Here is a 19,335-nt window from a genome sequence, read left to right as displayed (position 1 = left end):
CTCGCTGGGCCGTGACGCTCCCCCGGCGGCAAACCGCGTTCGCAGCCAGCCCGGGTAGGCCGGACAGATGCCACAGGCGCCAAAGACCCACGCGGCCTCCCTTGCCCCTACCGGGCGCGGAGGCCGCGTTTTTCATTGGCCGGGGCCGTGTTCCGGGGCCGGCGCCGGCGACCCTTCCGCGCCGGCGGTCATGGCCACGATCTTCCAGCCGGGCTTGGGCGTGAAATCGGGCTGGTCGGTAAAGGGGAGCACGCGCCCGTCGGGCGAGACGGCGAAAAGCGGCAGCCTGTCCTGTTCGCGTTGCTGGGCCTGGTAGGCCTCGTAGGGGAATTCCTCGGTCAGGGCCGTAGTCTTGACGCGCCCACCCCGGGCAAGCCGGGCTTCCAGGGCCGAAAACGTGGCCGCGGCGGCGAACAGGGAACGCCCGGCGAACTTGAACCGACGCTTTTCCGCCGGCGACCCGCTCTCGGGCCGTTCGGCCCGCACGCAAAAAATGGCCTCGGGCGGAAATTCCGTGCGGTAGTAGTGCGCGACCAGGGCGTTGCCGCCGGGTTCGGGCGTCAGGGCCAACAGGCGGCCGATGCCCGTGAGGTCCAGGTGGCGGTCGGCATGCTCGGACACGGGATTGCCCCAGTAGGCCGGCAGCCCCATCATGCGCGCCTCGCGCACGTCCGAGCGGTCCTCGTCGGCCACCAGGACGGCCAGACCCTGGTTTTGCAGCTCTGCGGCAATGGCCAGGGCCACGGGATTGGCGCCGACGACCAGGAACCCCGTTGGCGCCGGTTCCCGCGCCCCCAGCCAGTTGGCCAGGGGCGCGGCGGTGAAGCTTTGCAACAGGATCGTGCCCACGATCACGGTGAAGGCCAGGGGCACCATGAGCGAGGCCTCGGGATACCCGGCCGCCTGCAGGCGCATGGCGAACAGCGAGGAGATGGCGGCGGCCACGATGCCGCGCGGCGCGACCCAGGCCAGCAGATGGCGCTCGCCGGCCGTGAGCTTCGAGCCCAGGGCGCACAGCTGGGCGCTGATGGGCCGGGCCAGGAACTGGATGGCCGCGAAAACGCCCAGCGCCCCGAAGCCCAGGGCCTTGAAGGCGGCCAGGTCCACCCGCGCGGCCAGGAGAAGGAACAGGGTGGACAAAAGCAGCAGGCTCAAGCTCTCCTTGAAGGCCAGGATGTCCTCGAGCTCCACGATGTCCATGTTGGCCAGCCAGATGCCCATGACCGTGACCGCAAGCAGCCCCGATTCCGGGGCCAGGGCATTGGAGGCGGCAAAGACCGCCACCACCAGGGCCAGGGTCACGACGTTGTGCAGGTAGCGCGGCAGGAGGTAGCGGCGCAGCACCGTGCCGAAGGCCAGGCCGGCCAGGCCGCCGAGCACCAGGCCCACGGCCAGGATGCGGCCGAAGACCGCCGCCCCGGCGGCCAGCTCCCCGCTTAGGCCCTCGACTAGGACGAACTGGTAGACCAGCACGGCCAGGGTGGCGCCGATAGGGTCGATGAGGATGCCTTCCCACAAAAGCACCCGGCCGACGTTTTTCGACGGCCGCACCGTGCGCAGCATGGGCGCGATGACGGTCGGCCCCGTGACCACCATGATGGCCCCGAACAGGCAGGCCAGCTCCCAGGGGAAGCCGAGCAAATAGCGCGTGGCCAGGGCGGTGAGGCCCAGGGTCGCGGCCACGCCCAGGGTGATCAGGTTGCGGATGACCGATTCGAGGCCGGCGATGTCGCGAAAGCGCAAGGTGATGCTGCCCTCGAACAGGATCACGGCCACGGCCAGGGAGATGCAGGGAAAAAGCAGGTCCCCCAGCAGCGCGTCCGGCCGCAGCCAGCCGGCCACCGGCCCCACGGCGAAACCGGCGGCCAGCAGAAACAGGATGGCCGGCAGCCGCACCCGCCAGGCGACCCATTGGCAGGCCGCGCCCAGGGCCAGGATGGCGGCCAGGGCCAACGGGATATGTTCGTGCATCGTGCGCCTCCCGGCCCCGGCCGGCCTGGCCCGGGGCTCGTGTCACGCCCGCGCGGCCCGCGTCGGCCCCGCTATCGGGCGCGCTTCCCGAAGTACGCTGTTTGCATAAAAAATACCGGCATGTTTTCGAGGGTCGCCGGGCTAGACGGAAACGAAACGGACCGAGCGGATGCCGGCCCCTTCCTCGCAGTCGAGCAGGGCCAGGGAGCCGCCGGGCTGGCAGGCGCCGGGGTTGATCAGGCGCAGGCCCCCGATGCGCGTATCCTCGGCGGCGTGGGAGTGGCCGAAAAAGACCAGGTCGTAGCGCCCGGCAAAGGCCTTGGCGATGCGCGCGGCCAACCCCGGGCGCGGCCCCCAGCCATGGGTGACGGCCAGGCGCCGCCCGCACAGGTCGCGCTCCAAAAGCGGCGGCAACTGGGCGGCCAGGTCGTATCCGTCGGAATTGCCGGCCACGGACTCGAAGGCCGGGTGCTGGAGCAGGTAGGCCCAAAGGCCCGCCCCGGCATGGTCGCCGCAATGGTAGACCCGGTCGGCCGGGGCCAGGTGCCTGGCGTAGACGGCCTCGAACCAGGCGCTCGGGCCGCCCAGGTGGGTATCGGAAAGGACGGCCAGGCGCATCACGGCTCCTCCCCGGAGGGCTGGGGGGCCTTCGCGGCCGGGGCGGACTTGCCGTTCTTGCGGTTCCACCACTTCCGGTCGGGGCCGTTGAACCACCATTCGGCGTGATCGGTAGTGGCCACGACCGTGGCCAGTTCCCGGCCGGCCTCGGTACGCAGCCGTTCCATGGCCGCCTCGATCCAGGCGGCGGCGTAGCGGTTGCCCAGATCGAGCTCCTCCTTGAGGTTGGCGATGAGGTCGATCTGGTCCGCGTCCTGGGCCAGGGCCGCCTCGGGGGTGGCGGCCGCCTCCAGCTCGTCGTGCAGGGGCAGGACCGTGGCCGACAGCCCGGTGCCGGCCAGGGCGTCGACCAGGGCCCGGCGGCTGTCGCAGGTGTTGTAGAGCTTGTTGACGTAGTTGAAATCGCCGGTGCGGGCCTCGGGCAGGTCGTGGAACAGGCACATGGCCATGGTCCGCAGGGGGTCGGCCCCGGCCCGGCTGGCCAGGACAAAGCCGATCAGCGCCGTGCGGAAGCTGTGCTCGGCCACGTTTTCCGCACCCGAGCCCAGGAACTGGTAGCCCGTGCGCGGCGTCTTGCGCAACATGCCGGCTTCGAAGAGCAGGTCGGCCAGCCTGGTCAGCCGGTCCCGGTCGCTCATGTCCACCGTGCCTATTTCGGGGGAAGTCATGGAAGCCTCGTCGGATGGGCCACGGGGCGGCGCAGCCTTTCGCGCGCCGCCCCGAAACGCCCGTTACGTGCGGTAGTCGGCGTTAATCTTGATGTAGTCGTAGGTCAGGTCCGAGGCCAGCAGCAGGTAGCGGCCCGGCCCCTTGCCCAGTTCCACGTCCAGGCTGACCTCGCCCCGGCGCATGTGCGGCGCAAGCAGCGCGTCCAGGTCCTCGGCCACGGGCATACCCTTGACGAAAACCGGCACCCCGCCGATGCGCACCGAGACCTCATTGGGGTCGAAGTTCGCCCCGGACCGGCCCAGCGCGGCCACGATGCGGCCCCAGTTGGCGTCGCGGCCGAAAAAGGCCGTCTTGACCAGGGGGGAATTGCCCACGGCCCGGGCGGCCAGTTCGGCCTCGGCGTGGCTGGCCGCGCCCTGGACCTTGATACGCAGGATCTTGGTGCCGCCCTCGGCGTCCTGGATGAGCATGAAGGAAAGCGCCTGGCAGACCTCGATCATGACCCCGAGCAGGGCTTGCCGGCCCTCGGCCGAGTCGATGACCACCTCCGAGGCGCCGTTGGCCAGGGCCAGGACGCAGTCGTTGGTGGAGGTGTCGCCGTCCACGGTGATGCTGTTGAAGCTGCGGTCGGCGGCGGCGGCCACGGCCTCCTGCCACCACAGCGACCCGACCTTGGCGTCGCACAGCAGCACGCCGATCATGGTGGCCATGTTGGGGGCGATCATGCCGGCGCCCTTGGCCATGCCGAGCACGCGCACCTCGCCGGCGTCGGTTTTGAGGCTCCCCCAGGCGATTTTCGGGAAGGAGTCCGTGGTCATGATGGCCTTGGCCGCGGCCACGGGAGAGGCCTGGCCGAGGCTTGCCGCCAGCGGCGGCACGGCGGCCTTCCACTTGTCCATTTTGAGCCGCGCCCCGATGACGCCGGTGGAAGCGGGCAATATCTCCTCGGGCGAAAGGTCGGTGGCCCCGGCCACCAGGGCCAGGGTGGCCCGGCAGTCGGCCAGGCCGGCCTCGCCGGTGCAGGCGTTGGCCTGGCCGGCGTTGACGAGGATGGCCCGGGCATGGCCGCCCGAGGCCTGGAGCGTTTCCCGGGCCACCAGGACCGGGGCAGCCTGGAAGAGGTTCTTGGTGAACACGCCGGCGGCCACGGCCGGGACATCGCTGGCAATAAGCGCCAGGTCGTCGCGGCCGGTGGTGTACTTGAAGCCGGCGGCGGCGGTGGCGAAGGAAAATCCCTTGGGCAACGGGATCACGGGAGAGGTCATGGAGGCTCCTTGTCTTGACTGCGGTCTCATGTCGGCCGTGCCCGAAACGGGCGTCACGGGGCCTTGCGCGCGCCCGGCGCGCCGGGGGCCAGGGGCGGCGGCGCGGTCATTTCCTCGCGGGTCAGCACGCCGTCGTCGTTTTTGTCCAGGCGGCGAAATTCCCGCTCGTGGAAGCTGCGCCACTCCTCCAGGGTCACCCGGCCGTTGTGGTCCGCGTCCATGGCCTCGAACAGCCGGCCCATGTTGGGCGCACCGGCCGGACGCGGCCCGCCGGCGGGCGGGAGGCCCAGGCCGGACCCGGCGGGCGCGGCCATCGCCGGCGCGACGGGTGCGGCCATCGCCGGCGTGGCCTGGCCCGGTGTCGTCGTGGCGGACGGGGCGGGCGCGGCGGCCTGGCCCACCGGGCCGTAGAGGGGCCGGCCCTGGGGCGGGGCGGGTGCCGCTGTTTGGCCCGTGGCCGGCTCGCCCGGCTGGGGCGGATAATCCGGCGAAGGATAGGAGGTCTCCACGGCCCGCCGGGCCGGCGTGGCCGTGCCGCCACAGCCGAGGCACAGGCAGGCCATGGCCAGGGACAGGCAAAAAGCCCAGAACTTCGGCATGAAGCGACTCCTCCGCGACCGCCGGGCGCAACCGCCGGGCGCAAGCCCATTTCCCTACACCAAACCGCCGCACCAGGCCATAGCCGGACTTGACAGCTCCCCGGCCGTTTGCCAAGGCCCGGCCATGCATCCGCGTATACCCGCCTTCCTGCTCGCCGCCCTGCTGGCCGTGGCCATCCCGGCCCGGGCGGCCATGAACCTGGACGACCTGCTTTTCTACGGCACGGAATCCCTGGCCCGGGGCCGTTTCGACCAAGCCTCCCAGGCCTTTGGCGAAGCCCTGGCCCGGGACCCGGAAAACGCCTACGCCAAGGGCCGGCTGGCCCTGTCCAAGGCCGCCGCCGGCCGCCTGGAGGAAGCCCGGCAGTTGCTGGGCGCGGCCGTGGCCGCGCGCGGCGACGACCTGTTCGCCCTGTGGACCCTGGGTTGCCTGGACCTTTTGGAAGGCAAGCCCGAGGCGGCATCGGCCAGCTTCGCCGCCATGGCCCAGGCCGACCCGGGCAATGTCCGGGCGAGCCTGGGCCAGGGGCTGGCCGCCCTGGCCGCCGGCCACCTGGCCGAGGGCCTGGGGCACCTGGCCGTGGTCCAGGCCCATCCCGACACCGACCCCCTGGCCCACGCCCTGGCCGGACAGGCCCTTTTCGCCTCCGGCGCCCCGGCCGGAGCCCGGCTGGAACTGGAAACCGCCCTGGAACTCGACCCGCGAAACGCCGCCGTGCTGGATCAGCTGGGCCTGGTCTACAAGCGGCTGGGCAAGGCCGGCCTGGCCAAAAGCGCCTGGGAGCAGGCCCTGGCCGTGGACGGCGAGGACGCCCGGGCCCGGTTCTACCTGTCCCGGCTGGCCGAGGACGAGGGACTGGCCGCGAGCCTGTCGGACCGGCCCGAGGAGGCCAAACGGGCCTATGAACGGGCGCTGGGCCTGGACCCGACCAACGCCGCCGCGGCCAAGGCCCTGGGCCTGCCCATTCCGCTGGCCCCGCCGGCCGCCCCGTCCGGGGAAACGACGGCCAACCCGAAGCTGCGCCGGCCGGCCACCCCAACCGATACCCCGCCCCGCCCCCGGCCCAACCCGGCGCGCAAACCGGCAAAACCCCTCCCCGCCGCCCAGGCCAAGGCCGCCGGCCAGGACCCGGCCAAGGCCGCGCCGCCAACCCCCGAGGCGTCCGCCGCGCCGGCCCCACCGGCCACACCGGCCACATCCGCTTCACCGGCCACATCGGCCTCACCGGCCTCCCCGGCCGTTCCCTGATGCCGCGTCCGCGAAAAGCCCGCGGACGCGTTGTTGCGGGCAACAGCCGGGGCTGTTTGTTCTCTCAAAATGACGGCGGTTGCCAGGGGACACGTCGCGCGCGCGTCCAGGCGGCCCCCCCTGCGACGGTCGGGCCATCCCGGCGGCCCAGCCCGCACGGTCCGGGGCAGCCCGGCGGCACGGTTGACGGCCAGGCTCGATTTGACCATGGTTGGGGCCTCAGCCGCCGGGCACCACCCAGGAAAGGAGTCCCCATGCGTTACCCGATCATCCTGCTGGCCCTGGCCCTGCTCCTTGGCCTGGCCGCTACGGCCAAGGCCCAGGGCTTCGGCCCGAAAACCTACGCCGACTGCGTCATGGTCAATGCCAAGCGGGCCGCCTCGCGAGACGGCGGCATGCTCATGCGCCGGGCCTGCAAATGCCGTTTCCAGGACCCCAAGGCCAGCGAGTGCCGGCAATACTCCCAGACCGCCCTGGACTGCATGATCGGCAGCCTCGTGCCGGTCGAGCGCGACGAGGAGGCCTGGGGCGTGGAGCGGGCCTGCCGCAACAAGCACCCGGTCCAGTAAGGCGCGCCGCCAAGACGCCAAAAGGCCACCCGGTCAACCCGGACGGCCTTTTTTTGCGCCGCAAGCGGCCTCGCCACACGCCATCACTGGCCCGGCCGCCGCGTTCCCCGCCCAACCCCGCGCACCGGCCAGGACCGGACACGACGGTAAGCGGCCCGGACCGGACACGGCGGCAAGCGGCCCCAGCCCGCCATCCGGGTTTTCTTCCGTGGGAGGGGCAGCCGCAGCCACAACAAGCATACAGCCACAGCGAACACGCGGCCCCAGCCCGCCATCCCGGCCGCCGGCCGCCCAAAAGCATCGGACCGCAGACAAGCCACAACGAGAAAGCGGCCCCAGGTCGCCATCCCGGGGCCGCTTTCGGAAATGTCCTTTTCGGAGGAAGGATGTTTTGCTTATAGCAACTGCCGTGCCAAGGCTGAAAATTCAGAGAAATATCGTTTTATTTAAAAGAGATAACAACACAGCTACGAAAGGGACTCCGGGTCATGGCCCGAAAACGGGCCGGATACGGTACAAATGCTTTTACCCGCCCGGCCAAAGCCGGCAAGTACTGTTCAGGAATTTGTACGACACCCCCTCCTCTCAAAATAAAATACATTATTTCAGTATATTGAAAAATACGTCAAAGCTCCTCGCCCCCTTCTTTGCCGCCTCAGGGCCGGCCAAGGCCTGGCCGGATCGTCGGGCGGGTACAAATCCTTGTCCCGGCAGGCAGCGGCACGGCACCGCCGGGCCAGGCTGGAGCGTGGGCTGTGGCGACGCGGCGAGAAAGCCGGGGCAGGCCATGCCCCGCTCTCGCCTTGGGCGGTTTTTCCGCCCGGGGACGCAACCAGGGGGAGGCAGCCGGCGACATGACGAACGACATTTCGAGACACTGCGCCCGAAGGGGAGCGAGATATGGATTTTTTGGTCACGGTCCCGGGCTTGCCGTCGTTTTCGTTCGTGCCGCCGCACAAGGAAACCCGCGGGCCCCAGGCCCCTTGCCACTGCGGCGAGGCCTGCCCGAAAGCCCGGCGTGCCGGTGGCTGCCTGGCCCTTGGGGCCATCGACGGCGTGCTGGATTTTTTCTCGGACGTGGTTTCGTATGAAACGGCGCTTGTGCTGTGCCACCACGGCGGACGCACGGCGGTCTACGAGGAAACCGGCCAGCGGGCGGCGGCGCGGCTGCTTCTGGCCGGCATGCAGCGTTCGGGCTGCCCGTTTTTCGCCCGTTTCGCCGCCCTGCCGGCGGACGCACCCCTGGGGAGCGCCTATACGGCCCTCGGCCGGCTGCTGGCCGCTCTGGCCGGCGGCGAGGCGGCGCCGCAGCCCCAGGGCCTGTCCGCCCTGGAGCAGCTCGCCGACGAAGCAGAGGGACACCTGGCCGTGGTGCTGGGTGAGGCCAAACGGCGCTGTCGCCGGGACGCGGCGGTCAATGCCGTGATTTTGCTGTGCAACGGCATCCGGCTGGCAACCGAGGCGATCCGGGAAAAACAGGCCGCACAGGCGTCCGGGCCACGGCGGCATCACGGCCCCGGCAAGCGGCCCACGGCCGGATGAGGGGAGAAAGGGGCCTGGGCCTACTGGCCGGCCAGCAACCGGTTGCGGCGGCGGCGGAGGATCTCCAGTTGGGTTTCCAGGACGAGCTTTTCCTGCTTGGCGGCAAAGATCTCCTGGGCATAGTACACCCCCGCCCGGCAGTCCTCGGCGGCCATGAGTTCACGCACCTGCTTTTCCACAGCCGCTTTCCGTTCGGCCAGCGCCACCGATTCCGCGTCCAGGGCCGCGATCTGCTCGTCGGCCGTCGCCTGTTGCCCACCCGTCATGCATCCTCCACGATCAGGGACTTGATGTTGCAAAATTCGATCAGCCCGTAGCGGGCCAGCTCCCGGCCGTAGCCCGAGCCCTTGATCCCGCCGAAGGGCAGGCGGAAGTCCGAGCGCGGCACGGCGTTGACCGCCACCATGCCGGCCTCGATGCGCCGGGCCAGGCGCAAGCCGCGCGCCGTGTCGGCCGTCCAGACGCTCGCCCCCAGGCCGTACGGCGAGGCGTTGGCCAGGGCCACGGCGTCCGCGGCGTCGGCGGCCGCGGCCACGGCGGCAACCGGCCCGAACAGCTCCTCGTCGAAGGCCGGCATGCCAGGGCGCACCTCGGCCAACAGCGTCGGGGCGTAGAAAAAGCCCGGGCCGGGCAGCCGCCGGCCGCCCAGGACCAGCCGCGCCCCCATGGCCACGGACTTCCGGACCTGGCGGTCGAGGTTGGCCAGCAGATCCTCCCGGGCCAGGGGGCCGACGGTGGTGGACGGATCGAAGGGGTCGCCCGGCCTGTGGGCGGCCAGCCGTTCGGCCAGGCGCTCGGTGAAGGCCGGATAGAGCGGCGCCTCGACGAGGAAGCGCTTGGCCGCGATGCAGGCCTGGCCGCACACCCGCATGCGCGCCGTCTCGGCCGCGGCGCAGCAGTCGTCAAGGACGGCGTCGGCCAGGACGATGAAGGGGTCCGATCCGCCCAGCTCCATGACCGTCTTTTTCACGGCCGCCCCGGCCAGCGCCCCCACGGCCGCCCCGGCCCGGGCCGAACCGGTGAGCGTCACGCCGCGCACGGCCGGATGGGCCACGGCCTCGGCCACCAGGGTGTTGTCGATGCGCAAAAGCCCCAGCACCCCGGGCGGCAGTCCGGCCTCGGCGCAGGCCGCCTCCAGGGCCAGGCTCGACCCGGTGACGTTGTGGGCGTGCTTGACGGCCACGGCGTTGCCGGCGGCAAGCAGGGGAATGGCGGCGCGAAGCACCTGCCAATACGGAAAATTCCAGGGCATGACCGCCAGGATGACACCCAGGGGCTCGTAGACGACCAGCCGCCGGCCGGTTTCCGAGGGGATGGGCTCCGGGGCCAGCCAGCGGGGCGCCATCTTGGCGTAGAACCGGCAGGCCCGGGCGCAGCGCCGCACCTCGGCCCGGGATTCGGGCCAGAGCTTGCCCATCTCCCGGCTGGCCAGCCCGGCCAGTTCGTCCAGGCGGGCCTCGAGCCGGTCGGCCAGGCGCGACAGCACGGCCAACCGCTCGGCCAGGGCGACATCGCGCCACCGGACGTAGGCCTCGGCGCAGGCATCGAGAACCCGGCGGGCGGCCGGGGCGTCCTGGGCGGGATAGCGGGCCAGAACCTGCCCGGTCGCCGGATTTATGCTGGTGAACATCAGTTGCGGTACGGCAGCGACGGTGGGACCATGCGCGCTCCTTCGGCGGCCACCTCTACCTGTTTTGCCGTGCCAAGCCAAGCCTGGCCGGAACCGGTGGCCCTGGCCAGGCCCCAGGCGCCCTGAAGGAGGATGCTCGTACCGCTTAAGGCCAGCACCACCAACACCACCCGGGTGAAGCGGCCTTCGCCGAGGCGCCCGCAGCCGGCCATGCCCAGGCCAATGCCGCCAAGCAGGGCCGGCAAGGCGACCAGGTAGTCCGACAACACCTCGGGCGTCACCAGCCCGACCAGGGACTGGGCCCCCACCACGCCGAACCCGGCCAAAAGGAAAAAGGAGGTCAGCGTGGCCCGCACGCTGTCGCGGTCATAGCCCTGGCGCAGCACCCACATGGCCACGATGGGGCCGTTGACGCCGATGGCCGCGCCCATGCAGCCGGCGGCGAACCCGGCCGCCAGACCGAGCCCCCGGCCCGGCCGCCCCCGCACCCGGGCCGGGCGCAGGGACAGGGCCACAAACGACAGCACCACCGCCGCCATGGCCAACTTGAGCCAGTCGCCGGGCACCGCCCCCAACGCCCTGGCCCCCACGGCCACCCCCGGCAGGGACGCCCCGAAAAGCAGCAGCAACGCCCGCCAGCGGATGTGGCCAAACAGCCGGCTGACCAGGACGACATTGATGGTGACGGCCAGCAGGCAGCACACGGGCGTGGCCAGCCGCAGGTCCATGACCAGGGCCAACAGCGGCAAGGCCAGCAGGGTGGAGCCGAATCCGGTCAGGCCTTGGGTGAAGCCGCCGAGAAAGGCGGCCAGGGACAGGGTTACGAGGTGGGCGGTAGCCATGGGATCCTTGTCTGGAAAAGCGTCGATGTTCGGGAAAAGCAAACCTTGCGAAGCCTTTTAATACGCGATAACAGGTGCGGCAAACGAAGATATTCGCACGGTTTGTTCGGAAAAATCGAATATGCTCGACCCCTGGCAACTGCGCACCTTCCTGGCCGCGGCCGACGGCCTTTCCTTTCGCCAGGCGGCCAAGGACCTGTCCCTGGCCCCGTCCACGGTCACGGCCCAAATCAAGGCCCTGGAAGACGCCCTGGGCGTGTCCCTGTTCCGCCGCAGCCCGGGGCAGGTGGTCCTGACCGAGCACGGCCGCCGGCTGCTGGGGCCGGCCCGGCGGCTGCTCGACCTGGAAGCGGCCATCCGACGCGATGTCGGCCAGGACGGCGACGCCTGGCCGGAGCTGTCCCTGCGCCTGTCCGAGAGCCTGGGGCTGGCCGTGGCCCCTGTAGCCCTGGCCGCGGCCCGGCGCGACTTTCCGGGCCTGCGCGTCAGCATGGCCACCCACTCGCGCCGGGGGCTGGCCCACGACCTGCGCCAGGCCGTGGTCGACCTGGGGCTTTTTTTGGGCGAGCCGTTCGCCGCCGACGGCCTGGTCATGGAGGAGATCCACCGGGAGCCGCTGTGCGTCATCGCCGCGCCGGGCTCGCCCCTGGCCGGCCGGGAGGCGGCCTGGCCCGAGGACTTCGCCGGCCGGGAGCTGTTCGTCACCCGCCACCTCTGGAGTGCCCGGCGCGGCTTCGAAAACGCCCTGGCCCGCCATGGCGTCTGCCCCGGGGCGGTGACCACCTGCACGAGCCTGCCCGTGGTGGCGCGTTGCGTGGCCTCGGGCGACGGCCTGGCCCTGGCGCCCTGGCTGGCCGTGGCCGGGAAGCGGGCGGCCGGCAGCCTGGCTGTGCTGCCCTGGGCCGAGGAACCCCTTTTCGCGCCGGTACTTGCGGTCTACCGGGCCGGCAAGCCCCTGTCCCGGCCAGCCGCGGCCTTTCTCGAAGCCGTGCGCCAGGCCCTGGCCAGCCTGCCGCCGGCCCCGGCAGCGCCACACCAGGAGGCCCGGTGAGGGCCTGCGGCTGCCAACCAGCGTGAGCCACCCGCTTGTTGCGGGGACGCGCCTCCCCGATGCCCCCGGTGCCCCACCCTGGAGGCAGCCCGCTTCGGGCGGCAGCCGACGCCAGCGCCATGGGCGAAACCGCGTCGGGTGGCTCCGACGCAGGCGACAGAGGCATAGCCCGCCTCGGGCGATCCCGAAGCCAGGGGGAAGCCCGGCCGGCAAGCCCCGCAACGCGGTCAACGCGCGGGGGGCGCGGCGTCCAGGCTCTGGGACAGGGGGAGTTCCAGGATGAAGGTGCTGCCGCGGCCGAGTTCGGATTCGGCCCAGACCCGGCCCTTGTAGTGCTCGACGATCTGGCGGCAGATGGCCAGGCCCAGGCCCGTGCCCTTGGGGCGTTGGCCCTCGGCCACGGTGTCGCCGGCCTGGGCCTGGTGGAACTTGTCGAAAATCTTCTCCAGCGACTCCCGGGCCACGCCCTGGCCGGTGTCGCTGACCTCCACCCGCAACCGGCCGTCGGCCACGGCGGCCCGCAGGCGCACCCGCCCCTCGTCGGTGAACTTGGCCGCGTTGCCGAGCAGGTTGACCAGGACCTGGCTGAGGCGGTCGGGATCGATGAAAAGCGGCGGCAGATCGTCTGCCACGTCCATGGTAAACCGCACCTCGGGCTTGGCCTCGAAATCGGCGCTCACGGCGGCGGCGGCCCGGCCGATGAGCGCGGCCGCGTCCACCACGGCGTCGCGCCATTGGGCCTGGCCGGATTCGATCTTGGACAGGTCGAGGAAGTCGTTGATCAGCCGGGTGAGGCGCTCGCCCTCGCTTTCGATGATGTTCAAGTTGGCCACGATGCGTTCGGCCTGGCTGGTGAGGCGCTGGTGGCCGGCGGCGAAGGGGGAGAAGAATTTGGCGAAGTCGCGGGTGATGAGCTTGGCGAAACCCATGATCGAGGTCAGGGGCGTGCGCAGGTCATGGGAAACCGTGGCCAGAAAGCCGGATTTGAGCCGGTCAAGCTCCTTGAGGCGCTCGTTGGCCGCCTGTAGTTCGGCCGCCTTCTCGGCCAGCCGCCTGGTGCGCTCCTGGACGGCCTCGCGCAGGTGGCGGTTGAGGATCTCCAGGCGGCGCTCGGCCCGGACCCGGGCCGTGACGTCGGTGAGGGTGCCCTCGGTATACAGCGGCAGCCCGGCGCCGTCGCGCACCAGCCGGATGTTGAGCAGCACCCAGATGGTCTGGCCGTCGCGGCGCTTGAAGCGCACCTGGAACCCGGTCAGGCTCCCCTCGGCCAGCAGCCGGGCGACCATGGCCCGGCGGTCCCCGGGGTCATGATAGAGCTGGAGGCTGACGTCCACGGCGTTGGCCAGAAGCTCGCCGGGCGAACCATAGCCGAGCATGACGGCCAGGGCGGCGTTGGCCGAGAGCATGCGGCCGTCCAGGGTGGTCTGGAAAATGCCTTCCGTGGCATGCTCGAAGATGTCGCGGTATTTGCGTTCGGCCGCGGTCAGGCGGCGCACCGACTCCCGCATGGTGCGGCCCAGGCTGCCGAGTTCCCAGCGCAGGGCATCGAGCTGGCGGGCGGCCTCGGGATCGTCGGGCGCGGCCAGCCCCAGGCTCACCCGGGCGGCGTAGCCTTCCAGCCGGGACAGGGGCGCGATGATCCGCCAGCGCACCACCAGGAGCGCGCACAGCGCCAGGGCGGCGTTGAGCCCCAGGATGCGCAGCACGCTACGCGTCAGCGCCGAGTCCAGCTCCCGTTCCATGAAGCGGCGGGAACCGAAGACTTCCACCGAGCCCACCGGGGTGTTTTCGAAGCGGGCTTCCCGTTTTTCGCTGATGACGTCGTCCAGGGCCGGCCGTTCCGTCAGGGGGGAGGCCCGCCAGGCCCGGTCGCGCACCCGGCCGGCATAGGGCTTGTCCTGCCCCCGCTCCGTGACCACCACCGCGGCGATGATTTCGTTTTGCATCAGCCCGTCGATGAGCCGGACGACCTGATCCTTTTCCAGGTACCACAAGGACTGGGACAGGCTTTCGGCGAACTGGTCGGCCGCAAGGGTGACATCGCCGCGCAGGTCCGTTTCCAGACGCTCTTTTTCGCCCTGGTAGTCGAGGATGCCGAAAACGGTCAGCAGCAGGGTATTGACACACACCAGCGTCACGACGACCGCGCCGCCGACGGAGCGCGTCAGGGAAAAGCGGGCAAGGGACATGCAACGGATTCCCGGTGGGAGGTGAGGTCACAAGGGCGCTGCCGCCAGGGGCCGTCGCCGGAAATACCGGCAACACGCTGCCGAGGCTACCATCGGACCGGCCAAATGGAAAGTCCGCCCGGGGCAAAATCCTTGCGCCCTCATCGGTCCCGGGATATCGATCCGTCAACGCGTATGAGCCTTTCCATCATCACCACCGGCGCCCTGCTGGGCATCGAGGCCCATCCCGTCACCCTGGAAGTCGACCTGTCGCGACAGGGCATGCCGTCGTTCACCATGGTCGGCCTGGCCGAGGGGGCGGTGCGCGAGAGCAAGGAGCGGGTGTTCGCGGCCCTGCGCAATGCCGGGCAACGGCTCCCCCCGGCCCGCATCACCGTCAACCTGGCCCCGGCCGACATGCGCAAGGAGGGGGCCGGCTACGACCTGCCCCTGGCCCTGGCCCTGTTGGCGGCGATTGAGGCCTTCCCGGCCGAGGCGGCCAGGGGGCTTTTTTTTACCGGCGAGCTGTCGCTGACCGGCGAACTCAAGCCCGTGCCGGGCGTGCTGCCCCTGGCCGCCCGGGCCCGGCGCGAGGGGGCCCGGGGCATCGTCGTGCCCAGGGCCAACGCCGCCGAGGCGGCCGTGGTCGAGGGGCTGGACGTCTTCGGCGCCGACGACCTGGGCCAGGTGCTGCGGTTTCTCGGCGGCGAGGAGGCCTTGGCCCCGGCCATGGCGCCGTCGTTCGACGCCGCCGGCGAGATGGCGGCCTTTGCCGAGGATTTCTGCGAGGTCAAGGGTCAGGCCCATGCCAAGCGGGCGGTGGAGATCGCGGCGGCGGGCGGGCACAACCTGCTGTTCATCGGGCCGCCGGGTTCGGGCAAGACCATGCTGGCCAAGCGCATCCCGAGCGTCCTGCCGCCCCTGGGTTTCGACGAGGCCCTGGAGGTCACGACCATCTATTCCGTGTCCGGCCGCCTCGACGGGGCGGGGCTGCTCACGGCGCGGCCCTTCCGCAGCCCCCACCACACCATTTCCGACGCCGGGCTCATCGGCGGCGGCTCCTATCCCCGGCCGGGCGAGGTGTCCATGGCCCACCGGGGGGTGCTGTTCCTCGACGAGCTGCCGGAATTCAAGAAATCGGCCCTGGAGGTGCTGCGCCAACCCCTGGAGGACGGCAGGGTGACCATTGCCCGGGCCAGCATCTCCCTGGCCTACCCGGCCGACGTGATGCTGGTGGCGGCGATGAACCCCTGCCCGTGTGGAACACTTCTCCAACATCAATAAATACATCAATATCAACGAGTTGGCCTGTAACCCGAATTTCTCTAACAATAGATTTGAGCCGCAAAGCCTTCCCCACATCGTCTAAAAATTCCCAATTTGTGGCAAACGAACAGAGGTTTTCGAAAGAGGTGAGAAGAAACGTTTTAGTTGTGTCCTTCTCATTGATTAACCCGACAAGGTGATCCCTTGTCGCCTTGGCCTCGTCTATTTCTTTCTTAAGAACAGCGTATCTTCGATCAAAATCGTCACCATCTATTCTATTGCATTCTAAAGCACCCAACAAATTGTCAAGACGATTTTGTAACAATTGAATGTTTGATTCTATTTGCGACAAGTCACAAGCATTTATTTTGCTATTAGAATTTTGTGTATAAAATAGATCTAAAATTTTTTGCTTGTCAGTCAAAAATTCTTTGTTTTCCGAAAGTGCTAACAAACTGTCAGCAACATACTTCTCTATTTCTACGGAAGGTATATTTAACCCAGAACAGGCTTCAAGACCTTTTTGCATGCGATTTACGCATTTATAGTACCCATAAGTTTTGTCAGAATTTTTCTTGGAAGTAGTATTGCCAGCCATCGCTCCGCCGCACAAACCACATTTCAATATGCCTGAAAGCAAATAGTTGCGCTTACTGTTCGTCGGCTTCGTCGATATCGACTTTAGCATCGCTTGGACAGACTCATAAGTATCAACATCAATTATCGAAGGATGTTGTCCGTCACAAATAATCCAATCCTGCTTGTCTTGAGCAATTAACTTACCAGTTACAGGGTCACTCCTCCTTTTACCATACCACGTTTTACCTATATATGTAGGATTTGTAAGAATTCTATGGACTGAAACAGTTCCCCAGTGCCCACCATTCCGTGTTCTAAAACCCTGATTGTTAAGAGCGTGGGCAGTCTTTCTTATGCTATTGTGAGAAATAAAGACCTGAAATATATTATTAACGACTTTAGCCTCGCTTTGGTATACATATAATTTTTTCTGCTCAGGATATAAACTGGCACTTTGCAAGGAAGCGTCTGGGCTTTCAGTGCCTAAACCAATGAGGTGCTTAGAGTACAGTTCCTGAGTAGTGTAACCAAATGGGACAACACCTCCATTCCATTTGCCTAATCGAGCACGATGCGACATGTCTACAGACACACGTTCAGCTACCAATTCTCTCTCAAACTGTGAAAGGACTCCTATAATCTGACGTAACAACCTACCATGTGCGGAGGTCGTATCGATATTTTCTGATATACTTGCGAAGCGAATGTTAATCCCTTCAAAAAATTCTGTTAAGTACATCAAATCTTTCGTTGACCTTGTTATTCGGTCAAGTTTTGTCACAAAAACAGATGTTATCAATCCTGATTCTGCATCCCTAAGCAAGTCTTTAAGTGCGGGTCGGTTAGTGTCTTTGGCGCTAAAGCCAGCGTCCTTATACAACTTAAAAACCGGTATTTGGTTTGCTACACAATATGCACGGAGTCTTTCCTCTTGCGTATGCAGCGAATCTTTGTCGATTTGGTTGGCAGTAGATACTCGAACATATATACCTGCGCTAGCGGGAGGGGTGCTATTCATTGTGCTCACCGAGTCCATATTTTAAGCTACATTAGATCAAGAAATCTATAATATCAACCAGGGAAACCTGCCAACGCAAAAAATATACAATTCCTTGTCGTCTGTTTATTTTGTAATTGTATGTAGATTTTTTTACGACCATTACGACCTTTCACAAATTTGTAACAACCTAAAATAGCGACACATCATGGCTATACATCGGTTTCTTCCAAAAAACAGCTTACCTTTTTATCGCAGTCGCGACGTTTTACAGTGGGATAAGAACCTGAACGTTATTGCTAAGGTGTGAAAAAGCTTTCATTTAGCGAACTTCACCCATGTTTACAGCCATTTAGGCCCGAGTAAATCCGGTCAAATCCTATGGGTTCCGACTAGGTTTACCTACTCCACCCTCCTGACACTTGGCGTGTCCGGGTCTGTTTCTTAGGCCAAAATCTTTCGGTACTCTACCACAGAACGTTGGCGCTTGTTGGCTCATAGTTGGTCGGAAGCGACTAAATTCAAACGCGGAGCAGCAACCCCAGTTGTCCGGACAAGGGCAATCAGCGCCCCTTGGCGGCAACTCACTCATCATCCTGGACTGAGCCAGCAAGTGGATTCTCCTTTGGGCATCTGCGGCGGCCGATGATCAGCAGAGCCATGATCGCCCCAGCCAGTGCAATGCTTCCAAGGACCGTCATGCTCATAGCGATTGTTGAGGCTTGCGCTGAAACCATGGCGTTTTCCACCATTGCTGCTGAATCGGAGGGCAGCGACTTGAGGATGGCTGCGGCTACTGCATCGTTCCCGTCTTTGACGGCTTGCGCATATTCCAGGCCCTGCTGGAGAAACGGCTTTCCGGCCAAAGCTGTCCACACCTTGTCAAGAGAATGAGCCCCCATGATCGATGTGACCAGGGCGACACCTAGCGCGGCCGGTACGTTGAATGTCATCTGAAGAAGACCGGAGCCCATGCCTGCCTGTTCGGGCTTGAGTGTACGCATCCCGGCCGCATTGCAGGCTGGCAAGGCGATTCCAACGCCTGCTCCCATCAGCGCCAAGGGGATGATGAGTTCGCCCAGGGTTGTCTCCCGACAGAAGGTGCCCATCCAGAACAACGCGACGGCCTGCATGGCCAGTGCAGCCACAATGGGAATTCCCGGTCCGATGTGGTCGATAAGGCGACCTGCGGGCGGTTCAAGCACCATGCAAGTTCCGGTCGTGATGACGATGACCCAACTGGCCATCACTGGCGAGTAACCAAGAACTTCGATGAAAAACAGTGATCCCACGACGGTCAGCATAGGGATATAGACGAAACCGACGGCGCTTTCGGCAAAAAAAGCGCCGGAAAAAAGACGCTCACGCCACAGGGAAAAATCGACGAGGGGACAATCTGTGCGGGTCTCGACAATGCCGAACAAGGCGAGCAGCACAACGCCGACCGCCAGAGCCCCCCAGGTGCTAGGGGTACCCCAGCCGTTGCTGGCGTTTTGCAATCCATAGGTAACAAAGGTGATCCCAAGGCCGCCGAGGACGAGACCGATGATGTCATAGCGGCCGGAAGACAGTACGCTGCAATAGTTCCTTGTAGCCGCCAGAGTGACGAGAATGACTGCGGCAGTCAGCGGCACGGCGAGCCAGAAGACCCAGCGCCAACTCAGCAGATCGTGCATGTAGCCCGCGAATATCGGACCGACCAGCAATCCGAACCCGTGGGCAAATCCCCACAAGCCGACAGCGAATCCACATCGGGAAGCGGAAAATGCGTTTACGACGATGGACAGGGTGGCCGGTGCTGAAATACCGATGCCGATGCCTTGCATTGTGCGCCCGGACACCATGAGCAAGCCGCTCGTGGCCATGGCGGACAGGATGAGGCCGCCGCCGAAAACCATATAGCCGATCACAATCATGCGGACCTCGCCCACGAGGTCGCCGAGGCGACCGCCAGCGATCAGCGCCGTGCCGAAGGCAAGGCTGTATGAAGTGATCGTCCAGGCCTGCATCGACAGGGACAGGTCGAGATCATCTTTGATTGTAGGCAAGGCGGGACCGATCACCGTGCTGAACATCTGAGCAATGAGCGCGCCAAAGCTCATGGCTGCCAGAATCCCCCAGGCGCTGGCGTTGGCCCTGCTATTCGTTTCACTCATTGGCAGTTCCCTTCATTATTAAAAGAACTATTGTATTGAATTCCTCTCTCTTCGTGACAGTGCATCGATTATTACAACGCATAACAATACAAATGACAAAATTAAATATCACACCTTAGGCCACTGCCCCGCACACAAGCTATGAGTTCATGACCAAATGAGGG

The 19,335-nt window shown here is 66.4% G+C and carries 14 protein-coding genes and 2 pseudogenes; 5 read left to right on the top strand and 11 right to left on the bottom strand.

What is annotated here, in order from left to right; genetic code table 11:
- Positions 1–132: 132 nt before the first annotated feature.
- From ACP59X_RS05125 to ACP59X_RS05105, 5 genes are all read right to left on the bottom strand, one after another.
- On the bottom strand, positions 133–1,971 hold the full coding sequence (locus ACP59X_RS05125; RefSeq protein WP_428565736.1) for a cation:proton antiporter: 1,839 nt from the start codon (positions 1,969–1,971) through the stop codon (positions 133–135).
- A gap of 141 nt (positions 1,972–2,112) precedes the next feature.
- Complete coding sequence (locus ACP59X_RS05120; RefSeq protein ID WP_428565734.1) at positions 2,113–2,589, bottom strand: metallophosphoesterase family protein; 477 nt, start codon at positions 2,587–2,589, stop codon at positions 2,113–2,115.
- Positions 2,589–3,257, bottom strand: coding sequence for an HD domain-containing protein (locus ACP59X_RS05115; RefSeq protein WP_428565732.1), 669 nt, complete (start codon positions 3,255–3,257; stop codon positions 2,589–2,591). The genes ACP59X_RS05120 and ACP59X_RS05115 overlap by 1 nt, the downstream gene beginning before the upstream one ends.
- 63 nt (positions 3,258–3,320) lie before the next feature.
- The gene (gene argJ / locus ACP59X_RS05110; protein WP_428565729.1) at positions 3,321–4,523 is read right to left on the bottom strand and encodes a bifunctional glutamate N-acetyltransferase/amino-acid acetyltransferase ArgJ; all 1,203 of its coding nucleotides are present in this window, start codon (positions 4,521–4,523) and stop codon (positions 3,321–3,323) included.
- Positions 4,524–4,576: 53 nt separating this feature from the next.
- Positions 4,577–5,122 carry an EF-hand domain-containing protein gene (locus tag ACP59X_RS05105; protein WP_428565727.1) on the bottom strand — a complete coding sequence of 182 codons (546 nt, stop codon included), beginning with the start codon at positions 5,120–5,122 and terminating at the stop codon, positions 4,577–4,579.
- A 124-nt stretch (positions 5,123–5,246) separates the two neighbouring features.
- Here ACP59X_RS05105 and ACP59X_RS05100 point away from each other — a divergent pair, with 124 nt between their 5' ends.
- The 3 genes from ACP59X_RS05100 to ACP59X_RS05090 all read left to right on the top strand — a co-directional run bounded on the left by ACP59X_RS05100 (position 5,247) and on the right by ACP59X_RS05090 (position 8,482).
- Positions 5,247–6,371: a tetratricopeptide repeat protein gene (locus tag ACP59X_RS05100; RefSeq protein ID WP_428565725.1), complete on the top strand. Its 1,125-nt coding sequence runs from the start codon at positions 5,247–5,249 to the stop codon at positions 6,369–6,371.
- Positions 6,372–6,625: 254 nt separating this feature from the next.
- The gene (locus tag ACP59X_RS05095) at positions 6,626–6,940 is read left to right on the top strand and encodes a hypothetical protein (RefSeq protein ID WP_428565723.1); all 315 of its coding nucleotides are present in this window, start codon (positions 6,626–6,628) and stop codon (positions 6,938–6,940) included.
- A 900-nt stretch (positions 6,941–7,840) separates the two neighbouring features.
- Positions 7,841–8,482: a hypothetical protein gene (locus tag ACP59X_RS05090; protein ID WP_428565721.1), complete on the top strand. Its 642-nt coding sequence runs from the start codon at positions 7,841–7,843 to the stop codon at positions 8,480–8,482.
- Positions 8,483–8,502: 20 nt separating this feature from the next.
- On the opposite strand, the gene ACP59X_RS05085 is transcribed toward ACP59X_RS05090, so the two are convergent.
- The 3 genes from ACP59X_RS05085 to ACP59X_RS05075 are packed head-to-tail and all read right to left on the bottom strand — an operon-like array spanning position 8,503 to position 10,954.
- The gene (locus tag ACP59X_RS05085; RefSeq protein WP_428565719.1) at positions 8,503–8,748 is read right to left on the bottom strand and encodes a hypothetical protein; all 246 of its coding nucleotides are present in this window, start codon (positions 8,746–8,748) and stop codon (positions 8,503–8,505) included.
- Positions 8,745–10,112 (bottom strand): aldehyde dehydrogenase family protein, encoded by a 1,368-nt coding sequence (locus ACP59X_RS05080; protein ID WP_428565717.1) that lies wholly within the window; start codon positions 10,110–10,112, stop codon positions 8,745–8,747. Before ACP59X_RS05080 ends, ACP59X_RS05085 begins: the two co-directional genes overlap by 4 nt.
- Entirely contained in the window at positions 10,112–10,954 is an 843-nt protein-coding gene (locus ACP59X_RS05075) for a sulfite exporter TauE/SafE family protein (RefSeq protein ID WP_428565715.1), read from the bottom strand. Before ACP59X_RS05075 ends, ACP59X_RS05080 begins: the two co-directional genes overlap by 1 nt.
- A gap of 121 nt (positions 10,955–11,075) precedes the next feature.
- On the opposite strand from ACP59X_RS05075, the gene ACP59X_RS05070 reads away from it, so the two are divergent.
- Positions 11,076–12,005 (top strand): LysR family transcriptional regulator, encoded by a 930-nt coding sequence (locus tag ACP59X_RS05070; protein WP_428565713.1) that lies wholly within the window; start codon positions 11,076–11,078, stop codon positions 12,003–12,005.
- Between the two features lie 227 nt (positions 12,006–12,232).
- On the opposite strand, the gene ACP59X_RS05065 is transcribed toward ACP59X_RS05070, so the two are convergent.
- Positions 12,233–14,194 (bottom strand): sensor histidine kinase, encoded by a 1,962-nt coding sequence (locus tag ACP59X_RS05065; RefSeq protein ID WP_428565710.1) that lies wholly within the window; start codon positions 14,192–14,194, stop codon positions 12,233–12,235.
- Between the two features lie 174 nt (positions 14,195–14,368).
- Here ACP59X_RS05065 and ACP59X_RS05060 point away from each other — a divergent pair.
- Positions 14,369–15,442, top strand: a pseudogene (locus ACP59X_RS05060) (YifB family Mg chelatase-like AAA ATPase); the annotation flags it as partial.
- Positions 15,443–15,902: 460 nt separating this feature from the next.
- Here the strand turns inward: ACP59X_RS05060 and ACP59X_RS05055 are convergent.
- Together ACP59X_RS05055 and ACP59X_RS05050 are read right to left on the bottom strand one after the other, a co-directional pair.
- Positions 15,903–17,036 (bottom strand): annotated as a pseudogene (locus tag ACP59X_RS05055) (recombinase family protein); the annotation flags it as partial.
- Positions 17,037–17,599: 563 nt separating this feature from the next.
- Entirely contained in the window at positions 17,600–19,171 is a 1,572-nt protein-coding gene (locus tag ACP59X_RS05050; RefSeq protein WP_043637272.1) for an MFS transporter, read from the bottom strand.
- Positions 19,172–19,335 lie beyond the last annotated feature (164 nt).

The sequence above is a fragment of the Solidesulfovibrio sp. DCME genome (assembly GCF_049995385.1).
Taxonomy (GTDB): Bacteria; Desulfobacterota; Desulfovibrionia; order Desulfovibrionales; family Desulfovibrionaceae; genus Solidesulfovibrio.
This window is presented reverse-complemented; position numbering and strand designations above follow the sequence as displayed.